The organism is Treponema phagedenis (assembly GCF_008153345.1).
GTDB classification, from domain to species: Bacteria; Spirochaetota; Spirochaetia; order Treponematales; family Treponemataceae; genus Treponema; species Treponema phagedenis.
In genome coordinates this window covers 838,183-852,408 of the sequence record NZ_CP042818.1, presented here as the reverse complement: position 1 = coordinate 852,408, position 14,226 = coordinate 838,183, and the positions used below count along the sequence as shown (strand labels likewise).

The following is a 14,226-nucleotide window of genomic DNA, read 5'->3' as shown; positions in this document are numbered from 1 at the left end:
TTTTTTACGCTGAAAAACAAAATTCTAATTGTTTATCGTTTCGTTTCTTTCGATAAACTTTTTTAAATCTGACTTGTTGATATTCCACTCCCGCTCTCCCGGGATTTTGTACGCATTTAAATTCCTCTTGTATATCAATCGACGGATAGTGATTTGGCTTACGTTGAAAACATCCGCCACCTCTTTGACGCTTAATATTGCCGGCAAGTTCTCTAACAATTCCTGCACACCGCGGATCCCTTCGCTCATAATACTCCTCCAATTCTTGTATTGTTATTTTGCAACTATTACCGATTTTAACCGCAAGTAATTCAAAACTTTCAAGCAAGTAATACACTTTCCTAACCGATACTTCTTTGTTTTCAATTTCGCTCATAATTTGAGCACATTCACAGGGCGTCAAAAACATTTTTACATCCTCTTTTTTTTAACTTTGTTTTGTATCAGGATTATATCCTGCCTTTTTGCAAATATCTCGTAAGGCAAGAATAACCTTACTTGCGTCTTTTTTGCTAAGCCATGAAATATCGTATTCGCCGGTTATTCGATACACGATTGCCCGAAGGCTCCGCTCACTTCGGTTGCGGCTTGCTAAATCCCACAAGCCCCGTATATAGTATTCTTGTTTTGAAGTTAAGCGATTAGCCCCGCCTCCTGAGCGTTTATTTTTAAATTCATAATTAGAAAGTGTGCGCTTAAATCCTAAGTTTTCAAAGGCGCGCATAATTATTTTAAACTGCTCCTCGCTTTCTATTTCGCTTGCGGAATTTATATTAGCATTTAAAAGAATCGCGCGATAGTTTTCATCGTTTAACCCAAGCTCTTTTTTTGCAATATGAATAAGTGCAATTTTTTGTTTTCGCTCTCTCAACAAAATAACATCTCTCCTTAATTTGAATAAAAATACACACAGGGGAAAAAGTTTTTTCCCCTGTATGGTTTGGCTTTAAAAATTAACCGGCACTTTTAAGAAGGTCTCGATTAACCTCTTCTTTATTTGCCTCGCAAAAGAAAGTATCTTTTACCTTTCGAACGGCGTCAACTTGTGCAAGCGTTTCATCGTCAAGCTCTGCCATCTTTTCCTTGTCGGCTTCTTTTTTAAGTCGAATATAATCGGTCAGCCCGAGTTTTTCCAGAAGACCGACTGTCGTTTTTGTTTTAATACTAATGCTTGTCGATTTTCTAAATCCGAAAGTTCCGAATGTAAGTTCAATCGTTTTTTTATCGATGAACAATTCATCACGATTGTATTCGGCGAAGGCTCCAATTTTTGCGGCAAGCTCTGCAATTTGCTTTCGCTTTCCCTCGCCGTCCTTTGCTGCCTTTTCTTTAATTGCGCTTATCTCTTTATTTGATTTTGCGTCAATTAAATCAAGTTCATGTTCGAGAAGTCCGATAGTTTTAAGTGCGCTATTGACTTCCTCAATCGATTCAATTTTTCCCGTACTCGGTTTGTACTTCGCCATTATAAAACCTCCTAAAGTTTTATGTTTATTTTTTTTATCTTTTACGCCGCAGGCGGTTCATCACCGCCATCGATGTAAAATTCATTTTTTAAAATCTGCCTTATTTCAAAGACAATATTTTTAATTTCCACACAACAATCGCGCGGGTTTTTTTGTAAAATCCCCGAAGTTGCCGTATTTTCAATTTCAAAAAGTTTGCTATCAAGCAAGCTATATGCGTCAGCACTTACTTTCATATTCTCACCTCCTGCCGATATGTTTTAATCCAAACGGCGTGTCTTCAGGTTCAGGAATTACGCCCTCATCTTCGCACCGCTCTATTTTTTCAAAATACTTTTCAAAAACAATTTGCACTTCGTTTTGCATGGTAAGCCATTCAAGTTCGGGAAGCCCCGCAGGTTTAGTCAGGCGAATATCCGCAATTGAAATTCTGCCGTAGCCTTTCCTGAAGCCCCAAACCGTGCCGTCCTCAACATTCACGCGATACTTCTTGAGTTGTATTCCGCTTAAAGGATTGCGCTTAAATATTTCGGCAAGCTCTGCATCGTATGCTTCTTCCTCTTCGCCTGCGGTAAATACCTCTTCATACTCTTCTTTCGGAGGTGGTAAGGCTTTTTTAACCGCAATGCCCGCTTCTGCGTACGCTTGCATAATGGTAAGGTTTTCCAAGCGTTCGGGATCCTGATAGAAAAACACAAAAAGCTTTTTATAGTTCAAACACGTTTGCCACGAGATTTTTAAATCCTTTGTTACCCAATCTACAAACGCTTGTCTGCCTTTTGAATTGTTCGCTTCGACCATGTATAATATTTCGCCGATTTTAAACGCTTTCAACGTTGCTTCCATCAATACTTTTATAAGCCCTTGTTCCAAACTCTTAATCCGTTTTGCCGTTTCTTTGTTCAATCCGAGCTTTTCAGTTAATGCTTTTGTTTCAATCATTTTTACCCCCCTATATAATTTCTGCGTAAAATCATTTTGCCGGCCATTTCGATTATTTCAACATTGGGCATTTCAAGCCTGTTTGCAGTCATAATGTTCTGTGATCGATTGATAATCTTTACAAACTGCCTAATATCTCGTTTTGAAATCTCATAAATGGATTCCGTAATTTCTTGCGAAACTTCAGGCCACACACTCTCGGTTATTCTTTCAGCGTCGACTTTCATAAGCCCTTGTAATTTCAAAAATACCCCGATGCGACTTTCAAGCTGGCGGTGGTCATTCTTTAAGTTTTGAATGCGGGCAGCAAGCCCGGGAAGTCCTATCAACACAAGACCCGTTTCTCCTAAATCGTTAATGAGCCTGCGGCTAAACTCTAAGGCATCATCGCGAAGACTATCCGCTTCATCAATAATTACAATTGCTTCTTTTTCCGCTAACGCCTCACTTACCATATCAACGAGGTTATCAAACTTAACGCGATACGTATTTAGTCCTATTTGCCGCGCAATCTCTTCGGTCATGCGTCTCTTACTCATTGCCCCGGAACACTTAATCAAAATAGAAGTGCGCGGGTTGTCGCGAACGTATTGCTCGGCTGTTGTTGTCTTTCCGCTTCCGGCATCTCCTACAATAAGGGCGATGTCCTTTTCATCGTGCGCAAGCCGAATTGCCCGGCTCATTTGCCGCATCGCAGTGGTTTCAATTATTGCGACATGTTTTTTGCCGGCGTTTTCGGTTTTGCGCGCAATCCATTTGATTATTGCCTCTTCAACTTTTACAACATCGCCGCGGTACGTGTCATTTAAATATTGACTTAATACACTCGATGTGTAACCCATTTCTTTTGCCGCTTTCGTTTGACTTATGTCAAAACGCAGCAGCGCTTCCTTCAACCTTTCTTTAACTGAAAGATTATCAATCGAAACATCACTCATTCTCATTCCTCCTATGATGTTAGTATTTGTAAATCATCCGCATCAAAATAATTTTGATACTTGCCCTTTTTAGGTTCAGTTTCTTTTTCTTCTTTTTCAGGCTCTTCAAGCTGCGGAATGTAAGAATCGATTTGCGGCGTTTCAATGCCGGTTGCTTCCATCGCAATTTCAAGCATGTTTTTAGGTTTAAACGAAAGCCGCTCAAGCGGATTGTCTTTTACAAAAGCGCGCACCTTTTTGCGCACCGATTGCACAAACTCCATGTCCGCTTCTGTATTGCCTGTTTCAATAAACATGCCCGCATACGCCCGGCATAAAACCTTGCCCTTTGAATCGCAGACGAGCACTTCATTTTTATTGGTGAGATTTAACCGCGCCATTACTTGTTGCCCCGTTAAGCCCCGCAGCTCCTCAGCCCAATATTCGGTGCTGCCAATTCGAATGCCGTTTCTCGAAACGGTGCGCACCTCCGCCTTCGTGAGCGCAAGCTCTACCGTTTCCATATCGGGGGCGCGCAAGTTCTCAGGTAAGTTTTCTAAAAAAGCCTGCTCAGGCGTTAGCCCTTTTCGCCCCTTTGCATTGCTAACCCATTCGGTATTGTACCAATGCACCCAGTGGACGAATTCGTTTACAACATCAGCCCATTCGCTTACATCATCCCGCTTTGCCTTGCCGTTTATTGCTCTCCAAAAAAGCCGCTGCTCGTCAACACGAGCGCTCGTATTGCTGCCAATATAGTTCCCGGTATTCTTTGAGTAATACTCTTCGAGAACCCCGTAGAACCGCTCTTGAACGCCTTTCGATTGCCCATGGAACGGCGTTGCATAAATTAATTTACTGCCGCAGGTTACAATTGCTCCGGTGATAAGCACTTCCTCTTCTCGCTCAACTCCGGCCGCATCAAAGACTTTCATGCGCGCACTCTGACCCTTGATTACTTTACCCTTGTAGTCCTTGCCGTTGTCGACGTGCACAACTAAAGGAATTCCGAAGCGCACAATCATCATGTAGTACGCGGCGAGAATTGTTTGACTTGAAGGGTTTGTGTTCACGCACCAACCTAAAACCGCCCCGCTTCGCATATCAATAAAAGTACTTACCCATGGCCGCACTAGCTTTCCCTTGTACTTAACCACGCGATCTAATATATGGTGATCCCCCTGCACATGCTCCATGCTTTTGTATAGCGGTTTGTTTCGCTCAATGTACGGCAGGTGCCGCGCTTCAAAGAAAGTTTCGCCTTTGCGGTACCGGTCAACTTGTGCAGGCGGTAAACTTTTTAAATACCGATAACAAACCTGATACGTTGCCGTTGTATCCGGCAAGTTTGCTTTAAGTGCAAGGAAGCAGTGATTAATGCTTCGTCTGTTAATGTCTAAATAAAAATGTTTGAGTACATCTTTTTCTTCGTCGGTTAAACTTGCCCCGCTGCCTCCGCGGCTATTGCCGGAAGAGTATAGCGGGGTTATTCCTGAAATCCCGCTTTGCGTAAACTCACTTAACCAGCGGTAAAAGGTGCGCTCGCTTAAATGCTTGCCGTATGCCTCTTTTAATGCAAGGGAAATTTCCCCTGCATTAAACGCCTTACAAAACTCCTTCGCCGAAAGCTCGGCGGTGTTGTATGCGTTTATGATTGACATTCTAAGCTTTGCAACATCTCGCTCCGATTCGGTAACTTGTGTAAATAACTGCCCCGATTCGCTTTGCGTTTTTGTTGCTACCTCTCGGGCAGAAAGAACGGCAAGCTGCACATCTTCGCTCATGCTTTCGGTTATCCAAAACTTGCCGCCCTGCCTTTTAACGTACTGCCATTTTTCCCGCCCCGCTTTTTCTAATAACGCTTTGCGGCTTATGCTTAAAATATCCGCCATATCTTTTGTTGATACTTTCATGCAACACGCCCCCCGTTACTTTCAATTTGTTTTTTGTTCATCTTTGCAAGTTCTAAAGGAGTACGTACAGTAAAGAGTTCGGCGGCGGGCCTTTTTAAAAAGGCTGCAATACGAGTTTCTGCCTTTCTACTTAAGCGGGTACCGTTGATTATTTCCGATAGGCTTGTATAATTCATTTTTAACCGTTTCGCTAATTCGGAAACGCTTCGAATACCCGCGTCAAACATAGCCCGCTCTACCTTTTGTTTACGCTCAAGGTCAAAGGGGTACGGTCTACTTGTTACCGCGTATTTTTCCAAAATTAAAAAATCATCAAGAGGTACAGTGCTGTTGTCCATAGTGATTCCTCCTTACATGTTGTTTTCCTCCGTTAGGTGAAGTTTCCCAAAGCCCCGCTTCCGGAGTTGAACCGGAATAAAAACCCTTGCGGGGCAACCTTCGGGCGCAAGGCTCGAAGGTATAAAACCATCTTAAAATTTGCTATAATTAATTCGCCAAAAAAAACTATAAAAATTTTAGGAGTGGTGTTTTTTATGAGTAATGAGTTAGCAATAATTATTGCAGCAGGTATAACCGTAGGCGGAAGTGTGTTAATATTTGCTCTTAATTCTTTGTTTAACTTTTTCGCAAACGCTCGGGCTCGCAAGGAACGATTGTTTTATGAAGTATTCCCAAAACGAATCGAGTTTTATCACGAGCTTTCTGCTGCAATGGTCAAGTTCATTTATGAGTACCCGGATTTGGATTTCTGTTCGCTTATCGCTTTTGATAAATTCATCGAGGAACTCAGCGTACAACTCGTCGATTTTCTCAACCGGGGTGTACTCATTGCAAGTAAAGATGTGTGTAAATATATCGCCGATCTCCATCGTATCGTTTCGGCGACTAAAATTATTAATAACGCATTGTTGCTCGGAAAGGATTCCGGCAACTCCGATAATACCGCCGAAAAGCTCAAAAAAAGCCTCCTCACTCTTAGCCAGCCGCATTATCAAAATATTCTTGCACAAATACGAATTGAGACAGGCCAGGAAATCGTAGACAATTATTGTTTTAATCTTAACAAAAAAGATATAAAGCGGCTCAGAAAGTTGTATAAGAAGATGGAACAAAATCAGTAAATTGTTTGCAATTAAAATAATCGCAAGAAAAAAATAAATATTCATTTTTTATTTTCTCCTAACATTCCTCCGTATACCCCGCCGCATCCACTGCGGCGGGGATTGTGCTTACATCAAAGTTTCCTCAATGAGTTTTTTAAACCTCAATAAATCATCATCCGATAGCGTTTCAGTTCCTCGCTTAATTTGCTCAAAATTACTGCAATCGCTTAAGTTGCAAGTTGAGGTGATTCCCTTCCCTGTTTGTTTTTTAGAAAAGATATTTGCGCCGTATTCTAATCCGCCATTTAAAAACTTAGTTATTAATTCAAGAGATATTGAAAGTCCGTCTTCTTTTTTTTGTAAGGGAATACTTAAATATTCCTTTGTTTTTCCCACGGCTTCTTCAAAAGAATTGCTGTAAAAATACTCTCCCATAAGTCCGTGATTACTCGTAAAACCAAGGTACTCCGTTTTAAAAATATATCCGCCATGTTCTTTGATAATCGCATCCAATCCCGACTCATCATTTGCCACGATTAAATCGTCAATCTTTTTTGTTAAATCCATTTTCATTCCTCCTACATCAACTCTTCCTCAATGCGGTTTTTAAAATCCCACAAATCATATTCTGGCAATGTTTTAATTTTTTCTTTAATACTTCTAACAGTGTAGGGAATGGTAAGCTCATTGCTTTTTTTAACCGCTTCTTTTGTTTGTTCCTGCAAAAAAACAATACTGCCGGAATACAGTCCGTTCGGTGAGATGTCGCTTATTAAGCGAAGGTATACGGAACATTGTTTTTCATCTTGTTCAAAAGGATAGCCGCAATATGTTTTTGTAATTTTCAGTGATTCATCAAAATCGTTGGTTAAGATATTTATGTATCTTGTTGTTGTACTATCGTCCTTTGCTATGAAATCTATGCTGAAAATATATCCGCCACATTTGGCAATAAGTTTTTGAAGCTTCGACTTAGACTTTTTACGAACCAAGTCGTCAATAATTTTAGTTAAATCCATGTTTATTCCTCCGTTCGGGAAGTATCCCGATGCCCCGCTTCCGGATTTGAACCGGAATAAAAACCCTTGCGGGGCTTTTGCCGTTTTTTTATGTTGGTAGGAAAGCAGTGCATCGGCATTGCCTGTTAAGGATAGTCATGGTGTACTTATCCTTTTTTCTTTCCTATCAGATTTTATTTTTTCCCTTACGCACTTGAATAAAATAAAATCGCTTTTCAAAAACCAGTTTGACGTTTCAGAAGTCCTGCGCTTACTCCACGTCTTTATTTTTTCCGATTTTTTCGATATAATCGGAAATGGCGAATATTTACGCCGTTTTGTTTAGTGTTGCTTTTATGATATGGCGAATATTTACGCCATTTCTTACAAGGCAACCGCTATAAAGTGGCGAATATTTACGCCATGATTTTATAATAACGGATATATCCTAAATTGTCAAGGGATATTTCCGAAAATTTATATAAATTTTAATATTTATAGGGGACAAATCCTAAATGAATGACTGGAAAAATAAAATTGCTATGATTTTACAACACTTTAATTGTACTAAGTCTGAACTTGAAGCAAAAACAGGGGTAAAAAACGGTTATATCCGAGATATTGAGACAGGAAGAAATAAAAATCCTTCTAAGTTTATAAAAGGATTAGTGGATTATTACGGGATAAATCCTAATTGGATAATGGGCAATGATAGTAATATGCTTCTTTCTGACATCGAAAACGCGGAAGAAAATCCTTTGTTGCGGGAATTTAATAATGCGGTAGAACAGACCATCGCTCCTAAATTCGCAGAACAAAACAAAAGGTTTGAAAAAATAGAAAATCGCCAACAAGCCATAGAAGAGGAGTTACAAAAGCTTATCCAATTATATTCTCCTGAAAACATGAAAAAGCCGGAGAATCCTCGTAAGTCAATTATTCGCACAATGGGTTCAACCGGTGAAGTGCACGAGCGGCTCGCTTATTACGGCGCGGACGGGGAAGAGGAAGAAACGGAAGATTTACCGCTTGCTGAAAACCTTGCGGCGGGCTTTCCAATAGAAGCTTTTGACAATTATGAAACCTACCCGGTACCGAAACGCTTTTTAAAAAAGAGGCATAAATATTGCGTGGCAAAAATTAAGGGTACCAGCATGACAGCGGCGGGAATTGCGGACGGCAGCCATGTATTATTAGAATACTGCAACAGCCCGGTAAACGGTTCAATTATGGTCGTAAAATATGGAGAAAATACCACGTTAAAACGACTCCACCAAACAGATGAGGGAGAGTGGCAGCTTTTGTTTGAAGACGGCAGCGGGGCGATTATTCCGCTTAAAGATGGAAACTGGGAAGCAAAGGCTATGTTTATTACTGTTCTGTAAAAACGGCTTTTAACGCGCTTTAAACCGAAAAAGGCTAAAATGATAGCCTTAAATCTTTCGAACGTTTTTTAAACGGCATTACGCAGCTGTGGGCAGGGTTTAAGGGCGATGAGGGATTGTAAATTCAGGAAATTTGAGGTATAATTAGGTAGTGATAATAAACAATTCTTGGGGGCAAAGTATGAGTAAGGAAAATATGGATCAACGTATAGTCGTATCATTACGCGAATCAAAGACTAAAGAAAAAATAGAAGATACTTTTAAAACATTTAACATTCAAGATATACAAGAAAAAACGGCTTATCTTGATGAAGCTATGTACAGTCCCGAAGTGTTTTATTCTTCCGGAGAAGAAAGAATAACGCCTGAGCATAAATATGAATTAGCTCTGCAAATGTTTTTAGAAGGCAGTTGGAAATTATATTCATACTATGAAAAATTAGGGCTGGGTCAAGAAAATGTTCAAAATTGATAATGAAAAAAAAGCCAGAATAGCAAAAGAATTTGATGTCAAAATTGAATCTGTAAATATTATTGCGGATGAATATAAAAAAATTCAAGATGGTATGAAAGAACAATATTTAGCACATATAATACGTACGATGGAAATTCAATTGCAAGAATTAACAGAAAACCCGATGTTTAAAATAATTATAAAACCATTACCATTGACTAAAGATAATCTTTCGGCTCGGGCGCAATACCAACGTGGTAAATTTTTCTTAATCGGCTATTCTGAACGGTTAAACGATATACAGCTTAGGGTTTGCCTTGCACATGAATTGGGGCATTTATATTTGATAGAATATATAAACAGCATTGATAAAAACGCAAACCTTACAGAAAAAACAAACATGGAACCGTTGTCGACTGTTTTCGGTATTTTAGCAATACTGGATAAGAATGATTTTTATTCAACAATTAGCGACAAACAATTATTGCATAAAACTTGGGAAGACGTGCTTGCCGATTTTAAGCAGCTCCAAAATCGCAATAACGGGATAGATAATATATCATAAGTCTAAATTTTAATCATCAAAAAAAAGCTCCGGCAAAATGCGCGGGGCTTTTTTATTTTTCTTTTATCAAGCGCAAAAGCTCTTTTTTTATTTCAGGAAGAATATTTTTAAATCGAATTTTCCTCACCTCTTTTTGAAACCCGCGCCGGATTGCTCCTCCAAAACTTTCTTCCAAAAATCCCGGAGTAAAAACAATTGTGCCGGCAAAGTCAACACACAACTGGCACGCGGTTTTATTTTTTTTTAAAAACGGTATTAAAAAATTATTTCTGAATTCTTCTCCGGAGTCAGGACTTATGTGAATAAATCTTCCTCCTTGAAATTTATAGCCGCTGCCGCATTCCGCTACTTTTAATGTTGCTTCCTTCAATTTTCTCACCTCTTTTTTTTTCACATTATACCTTAAAAAATAAAAAACTCAACTAAAAAAAATTACATTCAATGTATCTCCTCTCCGATTTTCGCATTTAAAACGCGGTATCATCAAGCTATGAAAACAAGAATAAGACCGATTGCGCGTGCCGGAGTTTTCGGCTCGGAATCGAATACGCAAATTGTAAGCGAACAAGACTTACAGGAAATTTACGAATCATTTACCGCACAAGATTCAAGCCCCATCACAATCGGGCATGTTACCGAAGCGGCTGAACCTCGACTCGGATCTGTTGTAAGCCTTGAATTAAAAGACGGTATTTTATACGGCATTATTGAAGAACAGGATGAATTAGCGAAAGCCGTTGACGCGGGATTTTTCCCGGAATGCTCAATCGGAGCGAAACGCTCAGGCGAAACCGGAAAATTGTACTTGCACCATTTGGCATATTTGGGCGAAGAGCCTGCGGCAATTAAAAGTTTTAAAAAAAATATAAAAGAAAAAATACAGTTGGATGACAGCGGAGTAATTCACGCATTTCCCGCGGTCTGGAAAATCACATTGTCCGATATGGACGAAGGAGTAAAAAAAATGAATGAACTTGATGAGGCTAAAAAAAGGATAGCCGAACTTGAGGCAGAGGTTCAAAAACTCACCGCGGAACTTGAAAAAGCAAAGGCCGGGAGTAATGGAAGCGGTGAAGATTTTGAAAAGCTTAAAACTGAAAACGAAGAGTTGAAAAGAAAGCTTTTAGCATTTCAGGAAAAACACCCTGAAGATGAATTGAGCTTGTCAGATTCCGACCCGCGCACAAAAATGCTTTTGAATGAGCTGCGTAAAACAAAAACGGCAAGCCTTATGCAGGCAGCAAAAGGGAAGGTTCCGGCGGCGCATTTAAAAGACCTTGAAGTGTTAGCGAATGGGCTTACATTAAGTAATGAGCTTTTGCTCTCGGACGGAAAGAAGGCATCAAGCATTGAAACTCTTACGGCAATTTTTAACGCAATGGCTGACCCGGTATTGGGCACTGAAATTGTTTTAAGTGACCCTGAGGCAAAGAGCGCAGGGCAAGGCGCAAGTTATGCAAGCTCGGCTGCAAAACTTATGGGCGCTTTGTAGTTTTTTAATTTAAGGAGATAAAAAAAATGATTAATGCAAATATCGGAAAAGTTGCAATTGAACAATCAAGCATTCTTTCAGGCAACAATCATATTATCGTTTCGTACTCGCTGAAAGATGGGCTAAAGGGTTTAAAAGCCGGCACGGCTTTAAAACTGGTTGACGGCAAGCTTGAACATCTTGCAGCCGATACCGAAGATGCAATCGCTCTTTTGCTTTCTGAGGTTGAGGGCGACAGCAAAGACAGCACCGCAGCGGTCGTTGTCTTCGGTGCGGTAAAAAAGGAAGCGGTAACATTCGGGGCGGACGGTGCGGCTTGTACTGAAACCTTGGTTGAGAAGCTCCGTAAAAACGGGCTTTATGCAATTAATTAAAAATGCGGATTAAACGCTTTTAAAAAAGAAATTTTAAGGAGATTTTACGATGATTAAAACGCAATTAACAGGGGCGCTCAATGCGTTTTTTAATTTAAAGAATTTTACCGATGTGGTAAGCGGTCTACCAAAGCCGCAAACGCCGATGACCGATCTACTCTTTCCGGCTGCAAGCCGAAAGCAAAAAACAAGTCCGTATATTGCGGTTGCTGACATTCAAAATGTAACCGGTGCCGTTCCGGTTGTCTTACGCGGAACAAAGTCCTATGCGGTAGGCGGCGATAAAAAATCGCTCGGCATGATTGAAGTGCAGCCTTTGAGCATGAACAGATTTATATCCGGGGCTGAATTAAATAACCTTATTGCAATGGGCGATGTTGAGAACATTAACGCAAAACTGACCGAGGTAATCGAGAACTTACGCGACCGCACGGCGGTATCAACTGAAATTCTTGTATGCCAATCGTTGAGCGGAAGGATAGCGTATCCTGCAAGTATCGAAGGCGGAGCCGATGATATATATCAGGTCGAAATCGGCAAGCTTAAAGAATTAAATGCTGCCGCTCTTACCGCTACGGCAACATTGGCTGATGTGCAAAAAGAACTTGAATCGCAATTTGTTGAGCAGCAAAAAACGGGCGCATCTGCTGATGTAGTATTCTTAGTTGGCTCAGATGTGTATTCAAAAATCATTGACATTATCGCAAAGGTAACAAGTAACGTTCCGGTTCAATGGACAGAAACAGGCTGCACCTTATTCGGTAAATATAAACTTATGCCAATGAGCGGCACCTACGCACTTCCGGGACAAACGGCAACAACGCCTATAGTGGATGCAAAATCAATTCAGACTATTGATCTAAAAAACACCGGTAAGTTGTTTTATGCTGCCCTCGATGAGCTTGATGCAAAGCTGCAACCCTTGCCGTTTTTCGCAAGCTATGAAGAGATAACCGATCCTTCAGGGATTAAGGTTTTATCCTCTTCAAAACCATTGCCGGCATTTGCAGTTTCAAAATCAACAATTAAGAAGTATTTAAAATAGAACCCTCTATTTATGTAAAAATGTCGATGTAAAAAAGTTTATGTTAAGGAGATGATGGAAAATGAGTAACAAGATGTTTAATTTACCCGCCAATCCGGCCAACATTCCTCCGTCGGGGAAACAGGCGGGAACTTCGCGCACTCAATCTATCATCTCCGTTTTTGATATTAAAAATTTTATATCGCCAAAACTGTATAGCGAATTGAGTTGGGATGAAGATCGTGCAGCAGATGAGGTAACGCAAGATTGTATCAATCGTGCTGAAGAATTAGCGGAAACGCTCCTTCATTTAGTCGGCGAAAAAATAAATCCTTTTAGCAGAACACAAAAGGAAGTGTTAAAAATTTTAACCGTATACGAGCTTTACACGTATAACGGCGACCGCATAAAAGCAAAGGAGTACATGGAGCGCGCAGAGCGTTTAATAAGCGACCGGTACCGCTCCATTGAAAAAGAGCGGGAAGCGGTGTTGCCTGAAATTGCATTGACAAATCCTAAAAGTGAGAAGGTAAAAAAATGAAGATACAAGTTACGCTTCAATATGATAATTTAAAACCTGCAGATTCTCTAGCTCCTCTTATGAAAGAGTTTTCGCTTATGGGTTTAAGTGCAATTCAAAAAAATATTGAAAGCAATGTAAAGCCTGAAAATGCGCCGCTTACAAAATCGGTAAAGCAGGGAGATAATACGCTTCGCGATTATGGAAAGTTGCGCGCAAGTCTTACCGCGCAGCACTCTGAAAGCGAAGCGGTAATCGGAACAAAGGTTCCGTACGCAAGAACTCATAATCCGGAAAATGGGGAAAAAGAAACAGTTGTACGACCTAAAAATGCGCAGTACCTTTGTATCCCTGCAAGTCCTTATACAAGAACGTTATTTAGGCGTTACGGATTTTCGCCGCGCAAAGTTATTGAAGGGTTAAAAAATAAAGGTGTTTCTGTTTATCGACCATATAGAAAAGGAACAAGCACAAGGGCAAATGTTATTTTGGCAAAAGAAAAAGACGAAGAGCCGAAAGTAATTTTTATTTTAAAAAAACAAATAACAATCCCTGCGCGCCCCTTTATGTTTTTACCGGATTCAGTAATTAAAGCAATGGAAAAAAGAGCGGAGGACTATTGTGCCGTGTAATTTTTTAAAAATCATAAAATCCTATGCAGGGCTTTTATCGGAACAAACAAAAACGCCGGTAATCATTGCGCCGAGCGAAGTGAAGTCGGAGAAATTCCATGTTGAGCTTACACTGTTGCCGCACCCGGCATTAATTGGAAACGGAAGGGCACGTTTTAGAATGCGCGGCACCGTCTTCGCGGAAATCCCCGCAAGTGAGCCGGCAATAAATGACTGCTTATCCCGCTCTCTAGCATTAGCACAATTTTTTGATGATACGCAAGGGTTCACCATTCAAAATAAAACGAATGAACAAAAAGGAATATACGGCTTAGCGTATCACCGACCATTACGGGATGATGACGACCTCTTTTCAGATTTAGAATCGGAGGAGCGATCTTATTCATACAATGAAAGTTGGCTCATCGAACTTGAATTCAATCTCGATGAAGTAATGTAAAA

21 protein-coding genes are annotated in these 14,226 nt (G+C 40.3%); 10 read left to right on the top strand and 11 right to left on the bottom strand.

What is annotated here, in order from left to right; all coding sequences use genetic code 11:
- Positions 1-4: 4 nt before the first annotated feature.
- From FUT79_RS15475 to FUT79_RS03680, 8 genes are all read right to left on the bottom strand, one after another.
- Positions 5-409 carry a MerR family transcriptional regulator gene (locus FUT79_RS15475; protein ID WP_002696311.1) on the bottom strand — a complete coding sequence of 135 codons (405 nt, stop codon included), beginning with the start codon at positions 407-409 and terminating at the stop codon, positions 5-7.
- 18 nt (positions 410-427) lie between these two features.
- The gene (locus FUT79_RS03710) at positions 428-871 is read right to left on the bottom strand and encodes a regulatory protein GemA (protein WP_231577609.1); all 444 of its coding nucleotides are present in this window, start codon (positions 869-871) and stop codon (positions 428-430) included.
- Positions 872-953: 82 nt separating this feature from the next.
- The gene (locus FUT79_RS03705; RefSeq protein ID WP_024751779.1) at positions 954-1,466 is read right to left on the bottom strand and encodes a host-nuclease inhibitor Gam family protein; all 513 of its coding nucleotides are present in this window, start codon (positions 1,464-1,466) and stop codon (positions 954-956) included.
- A gap of 41 nt (positions 1,467-1,507) precedes the next feature.
- Positions 1,508-1,702 carry a hypothetical protein gene (locus tag FUT79_RS03700; protein ID WP_002696308.1) on the bottom strand — a complete coding sequence of 65 codons (195 nt, stop codon included), beginning with the start codon at positions 1,700-1,702 and terminating at the stop codon, positions 1,508-1,510.
- A gap of 4 nt (positions 1,703-1,706) precedes the next feature.
- Positions 1,707-2,408, bottom strand: coding sequence for a hypothetical protein (locus FUT79_RS03695; RefSeq protein ID WP_148889272.1), 702 nt, complete (start codon positions 2,406-2,408; stop codon positions 1,707-1,709).
- 2 nt (positions 2,409-2,410) lie between these two features.
- Positions 2,411-3,352: an AAA family ATPase gene (locus tag FUT79_RS03690; protein WP_244951130.1), complete on the bottom strand. Its 942-nt coding sequence runs from the start codon at positions 3,350-3,352 to the stop codon at positions 2,411-2,413.
- Between the two features lie 5 nt (positions 3,353-3,357).
- Entirely contained in the window at positions 3,358-5,238 is a 1,881-nt protein-coding gene (locus FUT79_RS03685; protein ID WP_148889270.1) for a Mu transposase C-terminal domain-containing protein, read from the bottom strand.
- Entirely contained in the window at positions 5,235-5,576 is a 342-nt protein-coding gene (locus tag FUT79_RS03680; RefSeq protein WP_148878638.1) for a helix-turn-helix domain-containing protein, read from the bottom strand. Before FUT79_RS03680 ends, FUT79_RS03685 begins: the two co-directional genes overlap by 4 nt.
- 195 nt (positions 5,577-5,771) lie before the next feature.
- On the opposite strand from FUT79_RS03680, the gene FUT79_RS03675 reads away from it, so the two are divergent.
- On the top strand, positions 5,772-6,359 hold the full coding sequence (locus FUT79_RS03675; RefSeq protein WP_148889173.1) for a hypothetical protein: 588 nt from the start codon (positions 5,772-5,774) through the stop codon (positions 6,357-6,359).
- A gap of 108 nt (positions 6,360-6,467) precedes the next feature.
- Here FUT79_RS03675 and FUT79_RS03670 read toward each other — a convergent pair whose 3' ends face one another.
- Both FUT79_RS03670 and FUT79_RS03665 read right to left on the bottom strand, forming a co-directional pair.
- A complete protein-coding gene (locus FUT79_RS03670) occupies positions 6,468-6,914 on the bottom strand; it encodes a hypothetical protein (RefSeq protein ID WP_148889175.1) in 447 nt (148 codons plus the stop codon).
- 5 nt (positions 6,915-6,919) lie between these two features.
- Positions 6,920-7,360 carry a hypothetical protein gene (locus FUT79_RS03665; protein WP_148878668.1) on the bottom strand — a complete coding sequence of 147 codons (441 nt, stop codon included), beginning with the start codon at positions 7,358-7,360 and terminating at the stop codon, positions 6,920-6,922.
- A gap of 494 nt (positions 7,361-7,854) precedes the next feature.
- Here FUT79_RS03665 and FUT79_RS03660 point away from each other — a divergent pair, with 494 nt between their 5' ends.
- The 3 genes from FUT79_RS03660 (at position 7,855) to FUT79_RS03650 (ending at position 9,743) form a co-directional block, all read left to right on the top strand.
- Positions 7,855-8,724: a S24 family peptidase gene (locus tag FUT79_RS03660; RefSeq protein ID WP_244951109.1), complete on the top strand. Its 870-nt coding sequence runs from the start codon at positions 7,855-7,857 to the stop codon at positions 8,722-8,724.
- A 181-nt stretch (positions 8,725-8,905) separates the two neighbouring features.
- Complete coding sequence (locus FUT79_RS03655; protein ID WP_002695871.1) at positions 8,906-9,196, top strand: hypothetical protein; 291 nt, start codon at positions 8,906-8,908, stop codon at positions 9,194-9,196.
- Positions 9,183-9,743, top strand: a complete 561-nt coding sequence (locus FUT79_RS03650) for an ImmA/IrrE family metallo-endopeptidase (RefSeq protein ID WP_024751784.1) — start codon at positions 9,183-9,185, stop codon at positions 9,741-9,743. Before FUT79_RS03655 ends, FUT79_RS03650 begins: the two co-directional genes overlap by 14 nt.
- A 52-nt stretch (positions 9,744-9,795) precedes the next feature.
- On the opposite strand, the gene FUT79_RS03645 is transcribed toward FUT79_RS03650, so the two are convergent.
- Positions 9,796-10,122 carry an STAS-like domain-containing protein gene (locus tag FUT79_RS03645; protein WP_244951147.1) on the bottom strand — a complete coding sequence of 109 codons (327 nt, stop codon included), beginning with the start codon at positions 10,120-10,122 and terminating at the stop codon, positions 9,796-9,798.
- A gap of 111 nt (positions 10,123-10,233) precedes the next feature.
- On the opposite strand from FUT79_RS03645, the gene FUT79_RS03640 reads away from it, so the two are divergent.
- The 6 genes from FUT79_RS03640 (at position 10,234) to FUT79_RS03615 (ending at position 14,224) form a co-directional block, all read left to right on the top strand.
- Positions 10,234-11,235 carry an SH3 domain-containing protein gene (locus tag FUT79_RS03640; RefSeq protein WP_187426846.1) on the top strand — a complete coding sequence of 334 codons (1,002 nt, stop codon included), beginning with the start codon at positions 10,234-10,236 and terminating at the stop codon, positions 11,233-11,235.
- A gap of 26 nt (positions 11,236-11,261) precedes the next feature.
- Positions 11,262-11,609, top strand: coding sequence for a hypothetical protein (locus FUT79_RS03635; RefSeq protein WP_002695879.1), 348 nt, complete (start codon positions 11,262-11,264; stop codon positions 11,607-11,609).
- A gap of 49 nt (positions 11,610-11,658) precedes the next feature.
- A complete protein-coding gene (locus tag FUT79_RS03630) occupies positions 11,659-12,654 on the top strand; it encodes a major capsid protein (RefSeq protein ID WP_039943274.1) in 996 nt (331 codons plus the stop codon).
- Positions 12,655-12,715: 61 nt separating this feature from the next.
- Positions 12,716-13,174, top strand: a complete 459-nt coding sequence (locus FUT79_RS03625; RefSeq protein WP_024752645.1) for a hypothetical protein — start codon at positions 12,716-12,718, stop codon at positions 13,172-13,174.
- On the top strand, positions 13,171-13,785 hold the full coding sequence (locus FUT79_RS03620; RefSeq protein ID WP_148878633.1) for a phage virion morphogenesis family protein: 615 nt from the start codon (positions 13,171-13,173) through the stop codon (positions 13,783-13,785). The genes FUT79_RS03625 and FUT79_RS03620 overlap by 4 nt, the downstream gene beginning before the upstream one ends.
- Entirely contained in the window at positions 13,775-14,224 is a 450-nt protein-coding gene (locus FUT79_RS03615) for a hypothetical protein (protein ID WP_024751790.1), read from the top strand. Before FUT79_RS03620 ends, FUT79_RS03615 begins: the two co-directional genes overlap by 11 nt.
- Positions 14,225-14,226 lie beyond the last annotated feature (2 nt).

Bases quoted from the DNA above. Each gene is read 5' to 3' on its own strand.
- FUT79_RS15475 (WP_002696311.1), bottom strand. From the start codon at position 409: ATGTTTTTGACGCCCTGTGAATGTGCTCAAATTATGAGCGAAATTGAA.
- FUT79_RS03705 (WP_024751779.1), bottom strand. From the start codon at position 1,466: ATGGCGAAGTACAAACCGAGTACGGGAAAAATTGAATCGATTGAGGAA.
- FUT79_RS03700 (WP_002696308.1), bottom strand. From the start codon at position 1,702: ATGAAAGTAAGTGCTGACGCATATAGCTTGCTTGATAGCAAACTTTTT.
- FUT79_RS03695 (WP_148889272.1), bottom strand. From the start codon at position 2,408: ATGATTGAAACAAAAGCATTAACTGAAAAGCTCGGATTGAACAAAGAA.
- FUT79_RS03690 (WP_244951130.1), bottom strand. From the start codon at position 3,352: ATGAGAATGAGTGATGTTTCGATTGATAATCTTTCAGTTAAAGAAAGG.
- FUT79_RS03685 (WP_148889270.1), bottom strand. From the start codon at position 5,238: ATGAAAGTATCAACAAAAGATATGGCGGATATTTTAAGCATAAGCCGC.
- FUT79_RS03680 (WP_148878638.1), bottom strand. From the start codon at position 5,576: ATGGACAACAGCACTGTACCTCTTGATGATTTTTTAATTTTGGAAAAA.
- FUT79_RS03675 (WP_148889173.1), top strand. From the start codon at position 5,772: ATGAGTAATGAGTTAGCAATAATTATTGCAGCAGGTATAACCGTAGGC.
- FUT79_RS03670 (WP_148889175.1), bottom strand. From the start codon at position 6,914: ATGAAAATGGATTTAACAAAAAAGATTGACGATTTAATCGTGGCAAAT.
- FUT79_RS03665 (WP_148878668.1), bottom strand. From the start codon at position 7,360: ATGGATTTAACTAAAATTATTGACGACTTGGTTCGTAAAAAGTCTAAG.
- FUT79_RS03660 (WP_244951109.1), top strand. From the start codon at position 7,855: ATGAATGACTGGAAAAATAAAATTGCTATGATTTTACAACACTTTAAT.
- FUT79_RS03655 (WP_002695871.1), top strand. From the start codon at position 8,906: ATGAGTAAGGAAAATATGGATCAACGTATAGTCGTATCATTACGCGAA.
- FUT79_RS03650 (WP_024751784.1), top strand. From the start codon at position 9,183: ATGTTCAAAATTGATAATGAAAAAAAAGCCAGAATAGCAAAAGAATTT.
- FUT79_RS03640 (WP_187426846.1), top strand. From the start codon at position 10,234: ATGAAAACAAGAATAAGACCGATTGCGCGTGCCGGAGTTTTCGGCTCG.
- FUT79_RS03635 (WP_002695879.1), top strand. From the start codon at position 11,262: ATGATTAATGCAAATATCGGAAAAGTTGCAATTGAACAATCAAGCATT.
- FUT79_RS03630 (WP_039943274.1), top strand. From the start codon at position 11,659: ATGATTAAAACGCAATTAACAGGGGCGCTCAATGCGTTTTTTAATTTA.
- FUT79_RS03625 (WP_024752645.1), top strand. From the start codon at position 12,716: ATGAGTAACAAGATGTTTAATTTACCCGCCAATCCGGCCAACATTCCT.
- FUT79_RS03620 (WP_148878633.1), top strand. From the start codon at position 13,171: ATGAAGATACAAGTTACGCTTCAATATGATAATTTAAAACCTGCAGAT.